This window comes from Pedococcus bigeumensis (genome assembly GCF_039531795.1).
GTDB classification, from domain to species: domain Bacteria; phylum Actinomycetota; class Actinomycetes; order Actinomycetales; family Dermatophilaceae; genus Pedococcus; species Pedococcus bigeumensis.
Window position 1 is genome coordinate 77345 of sequence record NZ_BAAAQS010000003.1, and the last position, 15947, is coordinate 93291.

15 protein-coding genes are annotated in these 15947 nt (G+C 70.1%); 6 read left to right on the plus strand and 9 right to left on the minus strand.

What is annotated here, in order from left to right; genetic code table 11:
• Positions 1 to 52 precede the first annotated feature (52 nt).
• Positions 53 to 712 (minus strand): MucR family transcriptional regulator, encoded by a 660-nt coding sequence (locus tag ABD262_RS19630; RefSeq protein ID WP_425564849.1) that lies wholly within the window; start codon positions 710 to 712, stop codon positions 53 to 55.
• A gap of 136 nt (positions 713 to 848) precedes the next feature.
• The gene (locus tag ABD262_RS10955) at positions 849 to 1244 is read right to left on the minus strand and encodes a helix-turn-helix transcriptional regulator (RefSeq protein WP_344135569.1); all 396 of its coding nucleotides are present in this window, start codon (positions 1242 to 1244) and stop codon (positions 849 to 851) included.
• Positions 1245 to 1387: 143 nt separating this feature from the next.
• Between ABD262_RS10955 and ABD262_RS10960 the strand changes: the two genes are divergently transcribed.
• The 6 genes from ABD262_RS10960 to ABD262_RS10985 all read left to right on the plus strand — a co-directional run bounded on the left by ABD262_RS10960 (position 1388) and on the right by ABD262_RS10985 (position 7729).
• A complete protein-coding gene (locus tag ABD262_RS10960; RefSeq protein ID WP_344135572.1) occupies positions 1388 to 2470 on the plus strand; it encodes a hypothetical protein in 1083 nt (360 codons plus the stop codon).
• Complete coding sequence (locus tag ABD262_RS10965; protein WP_344135575.1) at positions 2467 to 4314, plus strand: hypothetical protein; 1848 nt, start codon at positions 2467 to 2469, stop codon at positions 4312 to 4314. The genes ABD262_RS10960 and ABD262_RS10965 overlap by 4 nt, the downstream gene beginning before the upstream one ends.
• Entirely contained in the window at positions 4304 to 5143 is an 840-nt protein-coding gene (locus ABD262_RS10970; RefSeq protein WP_344135578.1) for an AAA family ATPase, read from the plus strand. The genes ABD262_RS10965 and ABD262_RS10970 overlap by 11 nt, the downstream gene beginning before the upstream one ends.
• A complete protein-coding gene (locus ABD262_RS10975) occupies positions 5140 to 6177 on the plus strand; it encodes a hypothetical protein (protein ID WP_344135581.1) in 1038 nt (345 codons plus the stop codon). The genes ABD262_RS10970 and ABD262_RS10975 overlap by 4 nt, the downstream gene beginning before the upstream one ends.
• 134 nt (positions 6178 to 6311) lie before the next feature.
• Positions 6312 to 6851: a type IV toxin-antitoxin system AbiEi family antitoxin domain-containing protein gene (locus ABD262_RS10980; protein ID WP_344135584.1), complete on the plus strand. Its 540-nt coding sequence runs from the start codon at positions 6312 to 6314 to the stop codon at positions 6849 to 6851.
• A complete protein-coding gene (locus tag ABD262_RS10985) occupies positions 6848 to 7729 on the plus strand; it encodes a nucleotidyl transferase AbiEii/AbiGii toxin family protein (protein WP_344135587.1) in 882 nt (293 codons plus the stop codon). The genes ABD262_RS10980 and ABD262_RS10985 overlap by 4 nt, the downstream gene beginning before the upstream one ends.
• Before the next feature lie 179 nt (positions 7730 to 7908).
• On the opposite strand, the gene ABD262_RS10990 is transcribed toward ABD262_RS10985, so the two are convergent.
• The 7 genes from ABD262_RS10990 to ABD262_RS11020 all read right to left on the minus strand — a co-directional run bounded on the left by ABD262_RS10990 (position 7909) and on the right by ABD262_RS11020 (position 15945).
• Positions 7909 to 8181, minus strand: a complete 273-nt coding sequence (locus tag ABD262_RS10990) for a DUF6510 family protein (protein ID WP_344135589.1) — start codon at positions 8179 to 8181, stop codon at positions 7909 to 7911.
• Between the two features lies 1 nt (position 8182).
• On the minus strand, positions 8183 to 8932 hold the full coding sequence (locus ABD262_RS10995; RefSeq protein WP_344135592.1) for a ferredoxin reductase: 750 nt from the start codon (positions 8930 to 8932) through the stop codon (positions 8183 to 8185).
• On the minus strand, positions 8902 to 9498 hold the full coding sequence (locus ABD262_RS11000) for a molybdopterin-dependent oxidoreductase (RefSeq protein ID WP_344135595.1): 597 nt from the start codon (positions 9496 to 9498) through the stop codon (positions 8902 to 8904). Before ABD262_RS11000 ends, ABD262_RS10995 begins: the two co-directional genes overlap by 31 nt.
• Before the next feature lie 191 nt (positions 9499 to 9689).
• Positions 9690 to 10535: an alpha/beta fold hydrolase gene (locus tag ABD262_RS11005; protein WP_344135598.1), complete on the minus strand. Its 846-nt coding sequence runs from the start codon at positions 10533 to 10535 to the stop codon at positions 9690 to 9692.
• A 12-nt stretch (positions 10536 to 10547) separates the two neighbouring features.
• On the minus strand, positions 10548 to 11240 hold the full coding sequence (locus tag ABD262_RS11010; protein ID WP_344135601.1) for an alpha/beta fold hydrolase: 693 nt from the start codon (positions 11238 to 11240) through the stop codon (positions 10548 to 10550).
• A gap of 167 nt (positions 11241 to 11407) precedes the next feature.
• Entirely contained in the window at positions 11408 to 14296 is a 2889-nt protein-coding gene (locus ABD262_RS11015; protein ID WP_344135604.1) for an ATP-binding protein, read from the minus strand.
• Between the two features lie 506 nt (positions 14297 to 14802).
• Positions 14803 to 15945, minus strand: coding sequence for an alkaline phosphatase family protein (locus tag ABD262_RS11020; RefSeq protein WP_344135606.1), 1143 nt, complete (start codon positions 15943 to 15945; stop codon positions 14803 to 14805).
• Between the last annotated feature and the right edge of the window lie 2 nt (positions 15946 to 15947).

Genomic DNA, 15947 nt, shown 5'->3' on the forward strand with positions numbered 1-15947 from the left:
CACTGTGAGGGGGCTGGGAAATGGTGCAACCCGGCATGCCGCGTCGCTGGGACTACCGAGCCAGCCACTCCGCCAGCAGACGCGAGGCCGCCGCACCTCCACAGCCGAGGTCACGTCGCAGTCGTGACAGCGACACGCCCTGCCCGACCCGGTGCGCTAGGTACGCCTCCAACGAGTCGAAGCCCAAGCCGCGCGCACGCTCACACCACCGCTCCCGCGCAGCCGCAGAACGACGCTCCCGGTCCGCAGCCAACGCCGGCGACGCCCCCGACCGCGACGCCGCCAACCTGCCCTGCACCCGCCGAGCTCCTTGGGGCTGAGCGCCCGCACCCAGTTCGTACAGCGCCCCCGAACGCGCCATCTCCTGCCCCACGGCCAACCCGACCCGGACCCGGTCGTTGCCGACCCACCGCGCAGCCCCCTCCTCGCGGCGGCGCTGCGCCAAGGCCGGCGACAGCAGCGACGCCTTGCGGTTCAGCCCGAACCGCTCCCGGTACGTGGTCGGCGTCAACCCATGCCCGCCAAGGTGCGCCGCGCTCAACGCCGCCAGAGCCTGACCGCATCCGTGACACACCACCGCCGCACCATCACCAACGGCGACGAGCACCCCGAGCGGCGCGAACAGCCACGACCCATCGGCCAGGCGGCCGCACGGCAAGTGCGGCTCCCGCGCCTGGGACGTCACCACCGGACCTCGAACTGCCACCGTCACCAACCCCTTGCGTTCGAACAGGTGTTCGAACTAATGTGTCGGATCCACGGGAAGGACGCAAGAACCGAGGTGCCGCGTGAAGACCACTGCACGCAGGGAAGGTCGCCGTCGGCTCGTGCGCGCCCAACTCCAGACCTCAGGAACCCGGGTGCTGGCCGGTGCCGTACTCCACGTCCATCTCGTCGTTCGTGGGGATGTTCGCCCGCAGAACAGACAGAGTGCGGAAGCTGGGCCAGCGCCTGCCTTCGCGCAGGTCGCGGATGGCGTTCTGGCCTATGCCCAACCGGTTTGCGATGGCCTCGTGCGTGAGCTTCTCGACCCCGACGTGGCGCTCGTAGTCCAGGGCCAGATCGCGCAGGAAGCGGACCGCTCGGACGTGAGCGCGACGCTGCTGCGCGGTCAGCCCCGTCTGAGCCAACGCCTTGGGTTCGACGGGCATGCCGGTTGGCCACCGGTTCCCGCGGACGAAGTCGGCAGGCGTGAGACCGTCCAGCGGACTCTGCCGCTTCGGTCCCTTCCTCTCGTCGTCCACGTCGGCGACCTTCCCAGCCGCGGCGCGAATCCCAGCCGCATCAACACGACGTGCTCGCTACCAGTAACGAGGTTCCCGTTACCGGTAGCGAGGCACCATGAGATGGGGCTGCTGATCCGGATTCGCGCGGCACGGGTCGCTGCATGCCAACCAACACGAGCACCCAAACCACCGTCCACCACCACGTCGCCGTCGCTGAGCGCCCGCTTGACGGAGCCGAGTTCGTCGCACGGCTGCGCACCAACCCCGGCCTGGCTGCGAGCCAGCTGATGAGCCTGCACCTGTCCGCGAGCTACGACCCGCAGCCGCTGCGCGACCGCCGAGCCCACGCCCTCGACCGCGAACACGCACCCGTCCTCGACGGCCGCCGGCCACGCCAGCTGGGCGGCGACGTCACCCTCCGCCGCAACAGCACCAGCAGCCGGCCCACCACGCCCGCAGGGCCCGACCTGGCCGCCAACCCCACCCGCAGCGACCTCGCCGCCCTCCTCGCCGGCGAAGAGCTCACCCACGAGCTGCTCGCCACCGGGCTGCCCGACACCCTGGCCGAACAGGCCAACACCATCGGCTTCCACCTGGCACGGGTGACCGAGCGCTGGGCCGGGTCCGGACTGGACCGCCGCGGCCCCATGTTCGCCGAAGCCGCCGCCCGATACCTGACCACCTGGTGCCAGCCCGCGCACCTCGACTTCGCAACGACGCACCACCTGCGCAAGTGGTACTGCGACACCCGCGACCAGCACCTCGCCCACCGCGACCCAGCCAAAGCCGCGGCCGCCACCGTGCCCGATGGTCTCGACACCAGCTTCATCACCCGCCCGCGCATCACCTGGATGCACCCCGACGGTCCCGCCGCCGGACTCCTCCTCGACCGGTTCCACACCGCGAACCGCGACGGAGCCATCGCCCGCGACCAGTGGGCTCACCGCAAGGTCGCCGCCGACCTCACCGACGTCGCCGCGTTCCTCACCCCGGCCGCCGCCCTCGCCGACGACCCCGACCTGCTCGCCCGCGCCGTCCTGGGCGTCCGCGTCCTGACCCACCGAGCCCCCAACGCCGGCGTGCACTTCATCCCCACCTTCCGCCCCGGCCATCCCAGCCCGGTACTGGGGTCGCACCACCCGGTCGGCCGCTGCGCCATCTGCGCCTCCACCCCCCTTCACCCCACGCCCACCCGCGCCCCGCGACCCACCGCGACCGCGACCGGAACGCAGGTGCAGGCATGAGCCGGCACACGCAGAACGCCGCGAACGTGGTCGACCTGACCGTCGTCCGTGAGCAGAAGCACGCCCCGCGCCGCACCGACGGACGCCGCCTGGGCAACCACGGCAACCGCGCCGACGAGCTGACGCGCGCCAAGACCGTCGCCGACCTGCGCGACATCCTCACCCTGACCGGAGAGCTGACCGCCGCAGACAAGGAGCACGCCGCCGCAGCCGCCGGCGTCTGCCTGCGCACCGTCAACCGGTGGTGGTCCCGCGAGCTCGACCGCCAGGTCGCCTTCGCGGTCAACCGCCTGCCCTCCACCAGCGACGACGCCACGGCCACACCCGCCCACCTGCCCGCATGGCTGTACCGGCACGCCGAACCCGCCAAGCTCCAGCTCACCGAAGCCGAAATCGCGTACTTCGCCAGGCACGGCACCATCAAGGCCGCCATCGACGCGGTCCGCTCCGACCCCGCCCACCGCCTGTCCAAGTACGGCACGTCCACGCTCTACGCGGCCTACGGGAACGTGACCGCGCCCATCCGCGACGGCGCCCGCCGTGGCGCGAAAGCTGGGCGGCGCATCGAAGCAACGTTCCCGCTGACCGGACGCGACGCCATCAACGAGTCCTGGTCCATCGACGAGCTCGACCTCAAGCTCGTCGCCGAGCACCACGGACACCAGGTCGAACCGAAAATCCTCATCGTTCGCGAACGCTGCTCCGGGACCCCGCTGAGCTACGTCGTCCTGCCCCGCGCCGCGACCGGCCAGGACACCGGCGTCGTCCTGGCCGCCGCCGCCATCGGGTACACCCTCACCCACCCGAACGACCCGACCCGCCCCCTGCACGTCGGCGGCGTCGCCCGGCACCTCACCTCCGACCAGGGCGGTGCGTTCCTCGGCGAAACCGGCGTCGCAGCCGCCCGCCGCCTCGGCATCGGTCTTACACCTGTCCCGTCCCACCAGCCGCAAGCCAACGGCGACCACGAGGTCATGCACCAGTCGCTGCTGCGGCACCTGGCCGACGGCGCCGGTTCCCGCCGCGGCTGGACCGACCGCACCGGCGCCCGCCTGTCCCACGGCGTCCTGCCGTACGACACGGTCCTCGAACTCGTCGAGGACTGGTTCGTCGCCCAGCTCGCAACGCCGTACACCTCCGGCCCGCGACGAGGACGCTCCCGCATCCAGGTGTACGCCGACCACGTCGACGCTGGCAGCGTCTACCTCGGGCACGACCTCAGCGCCGAGGACGAAGGCGCCGTCGCCTACCCGGTCACGACGCGCAAGTACGACCCCACCCGCGGCGTCCACTACGCCAACCAGTACTGGCTCAGTCCGCAGCTTGCCTCAGCCGCCAACCCGGGCGAGACCATCGAGCTGCGTCAGCTCGTCAACGAAACCGTCCTGTACGCGTACGACACCCGAGGCCGCTTCCTCGGTCTGCTGCGTCCGCGCGACGAGGCAGACCTGGCCGACATCGACGCCGTGCACGCCGCCCGCGTCCGGCGCGAAGCGTTCGTCAAGGACCGCGTGGCTCGCCCCCGCGCCCGCGCCGCCGTCGCCGACGCCGTCGCCGCCGCGGACCAGGTAGCCGACGCCGAGGCCGCGCAGCACGAACTCGGTGAACGCCTCGCCGACGCCGTCGACCGCGCCAACGGCGTCGACCCCGACATCGACAACAACGACGACGTCGAGGAGCTGGCTCAGCCTCGGGCGGTGGGCGCGGCTGACACGCGCGCGGACAGCCGCACCCGACCCGAAGCAGGGGTGGCGCAGGACGAGGACGACGCCGCAGCAAGCGCGCGCGCCAACCGGTACGCGCGCCGCCGAGGAACTGACCCTGGTGGCGACGGTGCTACCTGACGGACACCCGCACGCGTGGGAAGTTCAGCACGCCCACCTGCACCTGCCCGGCGCTTTCACCAAGCGACACATCGCCACAGGTGGTCAGCTCGTCGTCACCCCACAGATGCGTGACCTCGCCCAAGGCATGCCGTCCGCCCTCGAACGCGGCGCCGCCATCGCCGTCTCCGGGCCATACGGTGCAGGCAAGACCACGGTCCTGGCCGCCGTCGCCGCCGTCGCCGACGTCAACACCGCCATCGTGAACCTGCCCCGCCGCGCCACCGAACGAACCCAGTGGGAGGAAATCGCCACCGCCGTCACCGGCACCCGCCCCACCGGCACCGCCCGCGCCATGCAGAACCACACCCGGGACTACCTGACCGCCGTCCCCACCCTCCTGGTGATCGACGAGGCGCAGTACCTCGGGCAAGCAGCGCTGCTCACCCTGCGCTGGCTTTGGGCCCATCCCTTCCCCACGTTCGCCATCGTCCTGGCCGGGTCCAACCTGTTCGACCACCTCAAAGCTGAACCGTCCGTCGACACCCGCATCGACCGGCGCATCAGCCTGCGCCACCACACCACCGACACCATGCTCAACCTCCTCACCGCCCACCACCCGCACGCGGCCGCCACCGACCCCACCCTCCTTGCCGCCATCGACCGCGAGTACGCACACGGGTCCTGGCGCAAGTGGTCCAAGCTCCTGCTCACCCTGACCAACGACTGGGGCATCACCGGACCCATCACCATCGCCGACGCCAGCGAAGCCATCCTCGCCATCGACGGCATCACGCCCAACCTCGACCCGACCCCGCGCACCCGCACCCCGGCCAAGGCCCGCCGATGACGACCTGGCACCAGCCCACACCAGGACCCATCGCCACCCTCACCCCACCCACCCAGATGCGCGAACTGGTCCGAAACCTGCGCACCCACGCCGCCCGGCACGACGACACCGCCTGGCTCCACCCCGCGCCCAACGCCGAACGGCGACCCATCCCCAGCCTCAGCCAGGACCTCCTCGACGCCATCGGCGTCGTCGGCCTGGCCACCCCACGCAGCGTCGGCGAATCCCACCTGCTGCGCCCCCTCACCCACCTCATCCACGGCCCCGTCCGACACCTGCTCATCGACGACGTCGCCCTGCTGCCGACGTATGCCCTCGACGAGCTCCACCAGTGCGCGCTCATCGCCCGCACCCAGCTGTGGCTCGTCCTCGACACCGGCGACCAACCCCCCGCCCGCGGCACCGGACGCACCCGCCATCAGCACGCCGCCGACATCCTCGAATGGGTCACCGCAACCAGCACGACCCTTGCCCCCGACCAGCTCCTCACGACCTGGGCCGCCCGCCCCCAAGCCACCCCGCAATGCGAAACCCGCAGTCAGACCTGGTGGTACGCACCGCTGCCACCGGGCCCAGCCCCCGTCGCGTGCCTCGACCACGAAGCCACCGCGAATGACACCACCAGCACCCCGCGCATCACGTGCCTACTTGCCGGCATGCGCCGGGCGCTGACCGGCGGCACCGTCGCACCTGCCACCGCACGGCAACGACTCATCGAGCTGACCGACCACCCGGACATCACCGTCGCAGACCGATGGGCCCTAGCGGCGGCAGGACGCGACCTGTACACCCCCGGCATCGACGCCCTCACCCAGACGCACCCCGGCAGCCACCGCGTCGCGCTACGCGACGTCGCCCCAGACGCCACGACGATTCACGTGCGCGGCACCGCCCGACCGGTGGGCCCCATGAGGCGCCCCGCGCTGGCCCGCCTGCGCACCAGCCGGCAACTGGCCGGCGCCCTACCCGCCGAGCCCATCGACGGCATCTTCCACCTCGAGCCCGGAGTGCGGCCGTCCCGCACTCGTCGCTGACGCGCCGGGCCAGCTCAGCACTCGGGAGAAGGGCAAACCCGTACCGAAAATGGTACGGTTGCGCCCAACGCCTTTCCGGGCACTGTCAGATCCGTACCGAAAATGGTACGGTTGTGCCACCTGAAGGAGGAAACATGGCCACCTACCGGCAGCAGCTGCGTGAGCTCGCCTACGACACTCACGGCGTCATCACGCTCAGCGACGCCAAGGCGGCCGGCGTCCCCGCCGTCGAAGTGCGCAAGCTCGCCAACCGTGGCGCCCTCGAACACCGCGGACACGGCGTGTACCGCATGCTCGAGGCGCCCGTCACGCCCATGGACGAGTTCGCCGAAGCAGTCGCCCTCGCAGGCGACGGCGCCGTCCTCGCCGACGAAGCCGTCCTCGCTGCCCATGACCTGGCCCAGGTGAACCTGCGCACGATCTCCGTCGCCACCAACCGACGCATCCGAGCCAAGCTCCCCGCCACGGTCAACGTCATCCACAAGAACGTCACCGCCGACCAGCGCGACGACATCGACGGCATCCCCGCCATGAGCGTCGAAGCGGCACTGCTCGCCGTACGCGGCCGCATCATGGCCGACCGACTCGTCGACGCAGCGCACCGCGCCACCGCACGTGGCCTGGTCCCGCCGGCCCGCGAAGCGCAACTGGTCCACGACCTGGCTACCGCATGACCACCCCAGCAGGACCAGCGCCCAAGACGCCGGCCCCGCCGGGCAGCCTCAACGAGCTCCAACGCCGAGTCGGCGCCCTGGCGCGCGCCCAAGGGCAAACCGTCAGGCGCCTCCAAGCACTGGTCGGGAACGTCATCGTCTGCCAGATGCTCCCCGCCTCAGCGGTCAAAGGCGGCACCGGCATCAAGCTGCGACTCGGCGACGCCATGACGCGCGAAACGCCCGACCTAGACGCGGCATTCAAGGGCGACCGAACCCAGTTCGTCGCCGACCTCAACGAACGACTCAAGACCGGGTGGGGCGGATTCACCGGGTCGGCCACCATGGGCGACCCACGCAAACCCGAAGGGCTGCCCGACGGCTACGAGATGCAGCCAGTCGCCGTCAAGCTCCTGTACCGAGGCAAGCACTTCAAGACCGTCGAGCTCGAAATCGGCTACGACGAGCTCAACGCCACCGGGACAGAACCCGCCGAGCTTGAGCTGTCCGACCAGGTCGTCGCCGTCTTCACCACCCTCGGACTGGACACCCCAGCCCCTGTGGCCGTCTTGCCCGTGCACCACCAGATCTCCCAGAAGCTGCACGCCTGTTCCGTCCCCGGCGGGCAACGAGCCCACGACCTCGTCGACCTGCAGCTTCTCGAACCCCTTGCGGACGACACGCTGGTCGCCGCGACCACCGCCAGGCTGTTCGCCTTCCGCCAACAACACGCGTGGCCCGCGACCGTCGTCGTCGGCCACGAGTGGGACGGCATCTACGCTACGGCGGCACAGGGACTGGCGGTGCTGCAGGACGTCGAGGCCGCCGTCCAGTGGACCAACGACTACGTCCAGCGCCTCACGGCGCTCACGGCCACCCCCGACACCACCACGCAGTAGTGACGGGTGGCGACGCGCTACCTGCAGTCTGGGACCGCTACGCGATCGCGCCGCCCAGGCTTCTGGGTCGGGGAGTTCGGCCTCTTCGCCAACTTCAAGCCCGGCCCGCCAGGACACTTGGGTCGACTACGCGGCCGACCGCGCGCCGCTGCTGTTCATCGGCGGCGAGGAGGACCACATCATGCCGGTGGCGGCGCGGGGAACCTGATGACGGCGATGCCGCGCAAGTCGACAGAGGTGCTCGTCGGCGTGCTCACGTAGCGCAACAGCACCTGGCCACACCCTGTGCAGCGGGCGATGAGTCCCATCGGCGCTCCGAACACCACCGCCCTTGCGAGCTGCTCGGTGAGCCCGCACCCGTCGCACTGGGCGGATGCGGAGGTGATGTCGGCGGAAAAGACCGTCCCCAGAGAGCCGGCCATTGCATTCCCGTCCAAGTGCATTTCGGTCATGTCATCCTCCTGTGGGCCCGAAGCGTTCGGCTCGAATCAAGTCGGGGCTGTGGCCTGCGGACACCAGCAGCGCGGTGACCGCCTCGACGAACGGCGTCGGTCCGCACACGTAACACGTCGGGCGTGCCTGCGCCGGCCAGCCGTGGTCACGAAGGTCGGCTGCGGTGATCCGTCCGGCGGGTCGGGCGGACGCGGTCGGTGCTGCACGGGTGTAGAGCACCTGAATGGCGTCTGGGTCGCTGGCGTCGAGCAGCTCGTCAGCGAAGTACACATCGGCGGGTGTACGGACCGAGTACAGCAAGCGGAACGAAGACCCGGCACCGAGCCGCGCGCCTGCCCTGAACATCGCCATCAGCGGGGCGATCCCCGAACCTCCTCCAATGAGCAGGGTCGGCGGAGGCTGCGTGGCGCGCCATGTGAACCAGCCGCCCAGCGGACCCAGGATCTCGATCGTGTCGCCGACCTGCATGTCATCGACGAGGTAGGTCGAAACCTCACCGTCCGGCACCCGCTGCACCGTGATCTCGACCGCGGTCCCGTTTGCCGGCGCGGACAGCGAGTAGCTGCGCTGCGCGGTGTAGCCGTCTTCGGCCGTCAGCCGCACGTCGACGTGCTGGCCCGCTAGGTGCCCCGGCCAGTCGGGCACCTCGAAGCGCAGGGTGCGGGCAGAGTCCGTCTCGGCGCGTGCCTGAACCAGCGCCGAGGGAAGCCACGCAGGCGCTAGATGCCGTCGTAGCGCTGTTCGCGCCACGGGTCACCTTTCATGTGGTAGCCGAGTCCTTCCCAGAATCCGGCGTCATCCTGGACCATCAGCTGGATCCCGCGGACCCACTTGGCGGACTTCCACAGGTACAGGTGCGGGACCAGGAGCCGCGCAGGACCACCGTGCGCCGGCTCCAGCGGTTCACCTTCGTACTCGTACACGATCCAGGCCCGTCCATGGAGCAGGTCGTCCAGCGGGACGTTGGTCGTGTACCCGCCGTAGCTGCGGACCATCGTGAAGTCGGCAGCCGTCTCGACGTTCTCGAACAGCACGTCAAGGGACACCCCGCGCCAGTGAGTACCCAGCTTTGACCACCGGGTGACGCAATGGAGGTCGACGGACGGGGTCTCGGTCGGCAGCGCCAGGAGCTGGCTCCAGGTCCACGTCGACTGCTGTCCCGTCTCCGCAGTGATGGCGAAGCTCCAGCTTTCGAGCGGCACCGTCGGGGTCGGCCCGGCGGACAGGACCGGGAAGTCCCGGGTCAGGTACTGCCCGGGGGGCAGGTCCGCATCCTTCCCACGCCGACCGTGGAAGCCGCGGGTCAGTACGGCCATGACGTGCTCCTCTCGAAGGTTTGCCACACCTCGTCGTCGCCTCACCCAGTCTGGGCCAGTTCTTCGGGCCGAGCCACTACTGGGACGACTCCGCTTTCGCGCGAACGGCTGCGCGCCGGCTCGAAGGACAGTGAGCCTGCAGCGGGGGCCTGGCCCAGCGATGGGTCAGGCCCCCGGCCAAGAAGGCACAGTCAGGAGACTGCCCTGGCGGCGTTCTGGATGAGAGAAGCGACCGCATCAGGGTGACTGAGCATCGCCACGTGCGACGAGCTCGGCAGCTCAACCACCTTGCGGGCGTTCGCCCGCGTGTACATGAACCTCTGCGTCGCCGGCGGGATTGCCTTGTCACGGCCGGTGACCAGCGCCCAGCTGGGGATGGTCTTCCACGCGGCGGCCGTAGTCGGGAAGATGAACGAGTCGGCGTCGAACGGTCGCTGCGTGGCCTGCAGGACCCGGAACGCCGAGGTGGAGATGTCGGCGGCGAACGCTGCCTGGCCGTTCTTGCCCAGGTACAGGTCGATGCCAGTGGTGCCGTCGGCCTTGGTGTACGGGACCGGCACGCTGACCGGGCCCACCTCGCTGCCGGGGAACTTGGTGATGAGCTCACCTTGGGTCTCGCCCACATCGGGCACGAACGCGGCGATGTACACCAGCGCCTTGACGTTTGCCTTGCCGGCGGCGGCGTTGGTGATGACGGTGCCGCCCATCGAGTGGGCGACGAGCACGACCGGGCCGGTGATGGAGTCCAGCAGGCTGCCGATGTACGGGGCGTCGGTGGGGATGCCTCGCAGCGGGTTCGACCCGCAGATGGTCGGGTAGCCGGCGTCCTGCAGCTCGGCGAGGACGTCGTTCCAGCAGGAGGAGTCGGCGTAGCCGCCGTGGACCAGCACGATGGTCGGCTTGACCGTTGGTGCCCTGCCCGAGCGGGTGGATGCGGCGGCGGACTCGGCACCGAACAGGGTCCCGGTCAGGGCGGCGGACCCGGCCACGGCGGCGCCGGTTGCCAGGATCTGGCGGCGCGAAACGTTGTTACCCATGATGAGCTCCCTTCAGCCCTGACTCAGCGACTGGGCGGCGGTGTGGATGAGGTCGGCGACGACCTGCGGTTGGGACACGTAGACCGAGTGGCTGCCGGCGACCTCGCTGACGGTGGCTCCGGCGCGCTCGGCCATGGCGCGCTGGGCCGGCGGCGGAATCATGCGGTCGTCGGTAGCGACCAGGTACCAGCTGGGCTTGGACCGCCACGCCGGAGTGGTGACGGTGCCGGAGAGAGCCTCGACCCCCCACGGCACCTGGGAGTTGGCCATGAACTCGGCCTGCTCGGGCTTGAGGTCACCGGCGAACGAGTCGTGGAACTTGGCCTTGTCCAGTGCGAGGAACCCGTTGCGCGGCGGCAGGATGGGCGGCACCGGGGCGCCGGGCGGCGGGTCGGCGATGAGGGTCTGGACGGACTCGCCGGCGTCGGGAGCGAACGCGGTGATGTACACCAGCGCGGACACCTGCGGGTGCGTGCCGGCCTCGGTGACCACCACTCCGCCGTAGGAGTGGCCGACGAGAACGACGGGGCCGTCGATCTCCTCGAGCACGTGGTTGACGGCAGCAACGTCGCCTTCGAGGGTGGCGGTGGGGTTCTGTACGACGGCGACGTTGTAGCCGTCACGGCGCAGGTGGTCGTGGACGGCCTGCCAGCCAGAGCCGTCGACGAAACCGCCGTGGATGAGCAGGATGGTCGGGGTGTTCACGGTGCTCTCCTTGGGTCGATGCCCCCCGAAGTGGAGGGTCGCTCGACGCTAGGAGTTCCGACCCGGCGCCCGCGTGAGTCAACTGACTGGGTCGGGTACCGTCCTTTGGCGCGGGCCGTAAGGACTTCGGGTCAGTCAGTCGGTCACGGGCCGGGCTTCCACGCGGCTTAGGGCTGCACGTCCGGGGCAGGTGGCGTCGCATCGTCGTTGGCTGCCAGCGCGTCGCGCAGCGCAGCCCGGGAAGTGATGCCGAGCTTCGGAAACAGCTCGTACAGGTGGGTCGCGACAGTTCGCGGTGACAGGAAGAGGCGTTCGCCGATCTGCTTGTTCGTCAGTCCGGCAGCCGCAAGTTCGGCCACCTGCCTTTGCTGCGGGGTGAGAGCGCCAGCGGTGTCGGCTCCCGATACGCCCGTTCTGAGTCGGGGGGTGGCCTTCCCGACAGCGCGACCCTCGCGGGCGGCCCGCTCGGCCCACGGCGCTGCACCGAGCCGGTCGAACAGGTCCACCGCGAGCTCCAGGTGCACCCCGGCGGCGGAAGCTCGACGCGTGCGACGCAGGTGTTCTCCATACGCGAGATGGATGCGAGCCACCTCGAAGGGGTACCGCTCGGTGCCCGGGGCCGCCAGCGCCGTCTCGAAGGCGTCGTCGGTGTCCTGCGTGGGCCTGGCCGCAGCGCTGGCGATGGCCGTCGCGCCACGGACGATCAGGTCCAGACGCGTCGAGATGCGGCCGATGCCGGCCTGAGTAGCGGCATCAACGTGGGCGGAGGCTTCCCTGGTCCGGCCCGAGCGGGCGGCAGCCTCGGTCAGGTCCAGCACTAGCCACATCGCCAGGGGTGTGTGCGAGGCGAGGGTCCCCGGCGGGCTGACCAGGCTGGCGTGCCGGAACGCGGCGTCGAACTCTCCCCGCGCCAATGCTGCCTGGCAGTTCAGGTGTGCGATGTAGTGCTGGATGCAGCCGACGCGGCGCGGGAACCCCCAGGCGGCCATCCGGGCCGTCATCACGCGGACGGCGTCCTCGTCGCCGCGAGCGGCAGCGACTAGGCCACGCAGGTAGTGTCCCGGCCAGGCAAGCATCTGGAAGCCGAGGTCGTCGCACAGGGCCAGGCCCTCACCGGCGTCTCGTTCGGTCTCGTCCCAGGCGCCGGTGAAGTAGTAGTGCGTGGCAAGCAGGAACAGGGCGTCGATGGAGGCCGTGACCGCCCCACCGGACCGGCCGTCTTCGACGACGCGGCGCAACGCCGGCAGGCAGCCGGTGACCCGGTCGGTGAACACGGCGGCGATGCCGACCCTTCGGATGTGGGCTGCGTCCTGCTTCCCGTGCAGTAGGGCGATGGCCGTGTCGAGGTGATCCAGCACGTCGACGGCGAGACGGGCCGGATCTCCCAGCGCAGCCCGCAGGAGCCGAAGGTCCGGCGGAGGCCCCGGCTCAAGTCGTGCGATGGCCCGGTCCAGCGGTGCCCACAGCTCCGGGCGACCGCCGAAGTAGCAGATCAGCAGCAGCGTGTGCAGCGTCTCGACCAGGACCTCGTTTTCGGCATGCAAGGGCCCGCGGCGCATCTCGACCGCGTTCACCAGCAGCCGGTACGTGGTGTCCAGGTCACCGTTCTGGTTGAGCAGCTGCGCGGCTGCGGCAAGGGTGATCGTCAAGGCGGCATCCGGGTCAGCCTCCAGCGCGGCCTCATCCAACAGCGGTGCGGCCATGCCAAGGTCACCGGTGACGTTTGCGCCGAAATACGCGGCGAGGGCGAGCCGCCGCAACTTCCTTGAACGCTCCGGGGTGAGGTCGGCGGCTCGGACGTAGGCCGCGACAGCGCCGACCGGGTCGCCGCGAACGGCGGCTCGGTGTGCCACGTGCTCCAGTTCCGCCGCGACTGACTCGTCAGGTCCGAGGGCGGCTGCTGACATCTGCCAGGCGCGCCGGTCCGGGTCATCTGCCAGGCGTGATGCCAGGACCTTGTGTGCTCGACGTCGTTCAGCGTCGGTGGCCATGGCCACCACGGCGGCCCGCGTCAGTGGGTGCCGGAACTCCAGACGCCCGGTGATCGGGTCGACGTAGATGAGGTTGACGACTTCGGCCGGGCCCAGGGCGTCCAGCGGGTCGCTGGCCGCCTCGCCGGGGGCTGACTGGTCGCTGGTCGCGTCGGTGAGGACGCGCAGGTCGCCGGTGCCGTCGAGGGCAGCGAGCAGCAGCAGGTCGTTCGTCTCGGCCGGCAGTGACCTGACTCGCGCCGCGAACAGGGCCTTGATGCGGTCCGTGACGGGCAGGACGACGGGCGCCTTTGCCGCCTCGACATGACCCAGGTTGACCAAGGCCGTCGGCAGCTCAAGCAGGGCCAACGGGTATCCACGGGCGTCGTCGAGGATGCGGCGCCGCAGCGGTTCGGTCAGCTCGGGGAAGTTCTGGTCCAGCAACGCCTGCGCCGGCGCGCTCGGCAACGGCGCGACAGTCAGCCGAGGCAGGTCGACATCATCGAACAGACCCGCCTCCCCAGTCCGGGCAGCGCCCACGAACCCGACCGAATGCCCCGCCAAGCGGCGAGCAACAAACGCAAGGACTCGCGCGCTGGCCTTGTCCATCCACGGCAAGTCGTCCACAACCAACAGCAACGCTTGATGCTCGGCGGCCTTCCGGAGCAAGGCCAGCGTGGCGGTTGACACCTGAGTCGGGTCGCCCGTGTGGCTTCCCCCGATCTGGATGGCGGCACCAAGTGCCTCCCAGTCGGCCGGGTCAAGCTGCGGCATGAGACCGATGAATGGGCCCAACAACTGGTTGAGCGTGGCGAAACTGACCTCCACCTCGAACTCCGCACCAGCTGCCCGAACCACGCGCATGCCCAAGCCCTGCGCCCGTCCCGCCGCAGCTTCGAGCAGCGCCGACTTGCCAACTCCCGCTTCCCCAGAGAGCAACAGAGCCCCGCCATCCCCTGCCCCCACCCGCGCAAGGAAGTCGCCCAAGAGCGAGACCTCCGTGGTTCGGCCATGCAGAGACGGTTGCGGGTCAGGCGTCCGCAGTGTGGGCGCCTCGCCTTCCGGTTCCAGCTCCCGATGCCTCATCCACGCTCCCGAACCCCACCCGAGATGGTCCGCACTTCACCTCACCTCGCGCGGCCGAAACGCACAGTGTAGGCCCGGTGAGACGGGTAGGCGACAGGCACATTCGGGGGCGGAGGCAGGTCTGCGGAAGCGGTGCATTCCTGCGGACGTCACCGCCACGGGACAAGTCGCATCGAACGGGCGGACTTGGGAGCGGGGTGTGTCGATGGGGCGCCAACGATCAGAGCTCGCTGGGCCGGTGAGGCGTTGCTCGAACAGCTGGCAAACTCCCGAGGCCCCAGCACGCACTAGTGCTAACGACGTAGGCGAATCCCCCCGGTGGCCGATACCGGCCGGCGGCTCCAGGGGTGGAGGCTGCCTTCGAGGTCGCCAAAGTACGAGTGCCGACTTCGGCGTTGGTGAGGGGACCGGATGCCGCACGGGTTGCAGGGGGCGGGCCGTGCGGCACCCGGCCGTTACGTGGGTACGCAGTCCCAGCCAGTCTGGCTCGGGACCGTGCGCCGCGGTCAGCGGTTGTACACGTCCAGACCGAACCGGTTGAGCCCAGGCTGGGCTGCGTAGCCGAGCTGCGCCTGGCCGAACAGGTCCTCGATGCTCGCGAGCAGCGAGTAGTGGTTGTACGGGGTGCTGCTCAGAGTCCCTGGACGGACGAACGGCGACAGGACGAGCGCGCCGACCCTTCCGCCGCCCATGCCGGTGATGCCGGGCAGCGGTGAGTTGGGTCCGGGCCCCTCGCCGCAGCATGCGGTGGCATCGCTGCCGGGCCCATCGGACTCGTCGAACGTGATGAGCAGGACGCCGTCCTTCTTGAACGCGGGCGAGTTCATGATGGTCGGCACGGTCGCCTTCAGCCACTGGTCGGCCGACGCGAGACCCCCGGGCTGTCCGTCGACGCACGGAGTGTCGTGCCCGTCGTGGCACAGGTTCGGCGTGATGTACGTCAGGTTCCGCGTGGTCGACACCGTCGCCAGGTCGGTGGCCAGCTGCTTGCTGTCCACGACGTGGGAGGCGCAGTACGCGGGGTCGTCGATGACCGAGTGGAAGTACATGAACGGGTTGTGCCGAGTCGCGTACTGGTCACCGACCTTTGCCTTCTGCGTGTCGTCGACCGCGCCCACCGCGGGGTGCCGACAGGGGGTGCCCATGTCCTCCATGTACCCGCGCCAGGTCAGGCCGGCGGCGTCGAGCTGGCCCTGCAGCGTGGGCACCGTCTTGGGGTAGACGCACCCGTTGCCGACGTACTGCCCCGGGGCCACCGTGCCGGTGCCGGTGAAGTCGCTGAACACCTGGCAGTCGCCTTGGGTCTGGGCGTTCGGTCCCTGCCCGCTGACCTGCCCGATGTAGTTCGGCAAGCTGTTGTGTGCAGTCCCGAAGTACTGCGTGAGCAGGTTCCCCTTCGCACGCAACGTCTGGGACAGGTACGGCGCCGCAGACGCTGGGCCCCACGTTTCGTCGTAGCCCTTGTTCTCGAGGTTGATGACGAAGACGTGCTTCGCCGCCGGCAGGTACCCCGAAGCCTTCGGAGTCGCCGCAGACGCGCTCAATGCGCCAGTCGTCGCAGCGACCAGGCTGAGAACGGCGATGGTCGCGGCCGCGAGGAGGCCCGTTGGCCGGGCAACACGGCGAAGCTGGCGGGCAGGGCTGGTCATGG